Origin of the sequence: Arthrobacter rhizosphaerae (assembly GCF_023062595.1) — a bacterium.
Lineage (GTDB): Bacteria > Actinomycetota > Actinomycetes > Actinomycetales > Micrococcaceae > Arthrobacter > Arthrobacter rhizosphaerae.
The window spans coordinates 1-2853 of record NZ_JALLAN010000038.1 but is presented as its reverse complement, the minus strand read 5'-3'; the positions used below and the strand labels follow the sequence as shown (position 1 = coordinate 2853).

Sequence of the window (2853 nt, the reverse complement as noted above, 5' to 3'; positions counted from 1 at the left end):
TGGCGGGTGACCTCGGGGTTGGACACGTGGCCCACAACAGTTTTGCGCGGGATGCCCAGGCGGGACCGGAGTGCTGCTGCCCTGGCATGCGTAAGCTTAACAAGGTCACGGTGCGAAACCTGCCGGCAGGGTAGAGGCGTAAATATGGGGAGAACATGAAACAGAAGCAGCTTCTGGGGGCCGTTGCCTGCCTTGCCCTCCCGCTCATTATGGCCGCCTATCTCCTTTACGAAGCGTCACGCAACGGGGTGGATTTCACCGTCTACTGGGCTGGAGCAAGGGAGTTTGTCCGGGGTGGGGACCTCTACGCTCCGGGGCTTGCAGGAACGTGGATGGACGCCATGGCCTTCACCTATCCCCCCTTCGCGGCACTGATTCTGGCGCCGACGGCCTTCCTTCCCCTGGAACTGGCACGGACTGTTCAGGCGCTGAGTAATCTGGCGCTAGGTGCTGCCTTAGGTGTCATGATCGCCCGTTACCTCATGAAGAAGGGAGTGATACGCGTTTCACCCCACAGCCGGAGATGGTGGCTGGCTGCAGCGTTTATCACTGGATTGCTGCTTCTGCTGGGGCCTTGGCGGAACTCGCTGGGTCTGGGGCAGATCAATCCGTTGCTGATGGTCCTGATCGTGGTCGACCTTCTGGCTACCACAAGGCGCCGTCCGAACGGATTAGTGCCTCGAGGAATACTCAGCGGTATCGCCGCTGGCATTAAACTGACTCCGCTGGTTTTTCTGCTCTACTTCGTTGTGCGAAGGGACTTTAAAAGTGCCGGCCGCATGCTGGCCAGTTTCGCCGCCACCGTAGGTCTAATGGCTCTGCTGGCGCCTTCGGAATCACGCCAATACTGGTTCTCGGCGCTCAGAGACACAACCCGGGTAGGGGAACTTTCACGCTTTGACAATGTCTCCGTGCGGGGATTCGTGGCCAGGCTGGGTCTCCCTGATGAACCCAGCGTTGCGCTGTGGATTGCGCTCTCGTTGGTCGTTGTGGGGCTGGGGGCAGCGGCCATTCACAGGACGCGCGGGCTGAGTGACCAGTGGGGGGCGGTAGGGGCGACTGCCCTCGTGATGTTGCTGATTTCGCCGGTGTCGTGGGGTCACCACTGGGTGTGGGTCGCCATCATCGTTCCCGCTGTCATCGGCCGGGCCGCCTCCGCCGGACGCAGCCCGTTCGGGTGGGCCCGTTTCCTCCGATCGCCGGCCGGTGTCCTGTGCTTGCTGCTTACTGCCTCTTTCGCTATGCACCCCATGGAGGCTGCTGGGCTGTCCGGCTCCCCAAAACCTTATGACTCGATATCAGCGCTTTCAGAGGTCCTGGTCGAGATCGGACTCTTCCCAGGCGTCGTGATCCTTGCTTGGCTGGCGTTCAGCAGGGCGGCCGCATTGACCACTGAACCAGCATTGTTTCCGGCACGGACCGTTGAGGAGACGGACGCGCTGCGCTAAGGCACAAGGGGAGAAACCATGGCTGATTCCGCTGCGGCCGTCCTGCATGACGGCACCACTATTCCCATCACCGTTCAGGGCGACGGGCCTGCCCTGTTGGTGCCAGCGCGCCTCGAGCCCTACTCGCCCGCGGAAGCCGAGACGATGCGCCTGTGGGGTGGAGACCCTGATCTGGGACCCAACCTGGTGAAGGGGTTAGCCGGATCGAACAGGGTGATCGTGGCTGACTATGAAGGCCATCGGATAGCGCATCCGGCACCGGAAACCCTGACCCCGGCGAACGTCGCGGCTGATCTGCTTGCCGTAGCTGACGCCGCCGGTGCCGACGTGTTTGGCTACTACGGCTACTCCTGGCTGGCACTCAGCGGCTTGCAGCTCGCCATCCGCACGGATCGTCTTCGGGCGCTTGCTATGGGCGGTTTCCCGCCGCTGGATGGACCCTACAAGAGCATGCTGGCCGTGACGCGGACCGCCCATTCGGCATCCACCAGTCAGGAAACCGATCCGGCCGAAGCGCCGGCCCTTGAGGCTGAGCCTGGCGATTGGGACTCCGCCGGCATTCAAACGAATCCTGCCCAAACCCAACAGTTCGTCACTCTCTATGAGGCCCTCCAGGACTTCGACGACTTCTCAGCTGCCATCCCGCGGAATGTGCCGCGGCTCGCTTTCGCGGGTGCAGAGGACAGGATCGATTACGGGCCGAATTGGGGCGATGTCCAAGTGAGGATCGGTGATCCTTTGGTTGAGCACAAAGGCACTCTGATCAAGGCCGGCTGGGATGTGCAGATCCTTCCGGGCCTTGACCACCTGGGTGCGATGCAGAGTTCAGTTGTTCTGCCCATCCTGTCTCGGTGGTTACAGAAGGTGGGCTGGGTGCGGGATTAGAATGACCGCATGGGCTCCATTGACGATTCCCTGGCCGCTTTGCCTGAGCCGGATCGCGGCTGTCTGCAACGGGTAATAGAGATTGCACGAGACATTGTTCCGGAGGCAATTGACGGGGTGAGCTACGGAATGCCTGCCCTGAAGCTCGATGGAAAACCGCTCATCGGGTTCGTCGCGGCCGCCAAGCACCTCTCCATCTTCCCCTTCTCACCCGAGGTGGTTGACGCCGTCGCCCACAAGCTTGAGGGCTTCTCCCTTTCCAAAGGAACCATCCGCTTTACCCCGGATTATCCCGTTCCCGACGACGTCGTGGAGGAGATCGTCCGCCTCCGCCGGGCTGAAATCGTGAAGTAACCGGGATGCTGAAGTAGGTGCGATTCTGCAGTCACCAGCCCCCCCGTTACCTTTTTCGTAGCCCCGGTCCTGTTGCAGGATAAGGGGTGTTGGCCGGTCGGTCCCGGCATGGTTTCTGCCCCCAGTCATGAATGATCCGGGGGGTGTTGTCACCGGGACCGGCTTG

Annotated in this window: 3 protein-coding genes; all 3 read left to right on the top strand. The window is 61.7% G+C overall.

The window, feature by feature from the left end; all coding sequences use genetic code 11:
• Nucleotides 1–155: 155 nt before the first annotated feature.
• Genes MU551_RS23150 through MU551_RS23140 form a run of 3 tightly spaced genes read left to right on the top strand, consistent with a single transcriptional unit; the run spans nt 156 to nt 2687 of the window.
• A complete protein-coding gene (locus MU551_RS23150; protein WP_247048919.1) occupies nt 156–1448 on the top strand; it encodes a glycosyltransferase 87 family protein in 1293 nt (430 codons plus the stop codon).
• An 18-nt stretch (nt 1449–1466) separates the two neighbouring features.
• The gene (locus tag MU551_RS23145) at nt 1467–2333 is read left to right on the top strand and encodes an alpha/beta hydrolase (RefSeq protein WP_247048918.1); all 867 of its coding nucleotides are present in this window, start codon (nt 1467–1469) and stop codon (nt 2331–2333) included.
• A gap of 9 nt (nt 2334–2342) precedes the next feature.
• On the top strand, nt 2343–2687 hold the full coding sequence (locus MU551_RS23140; protein WP_247048917.1) for an iron chaperone: 345 nt from the start codon (nt 2343–2345) through the stop codon (nt 2685–2687).
• Nucleotides 2688–2853: the final 166 nt, after the last annotated feature.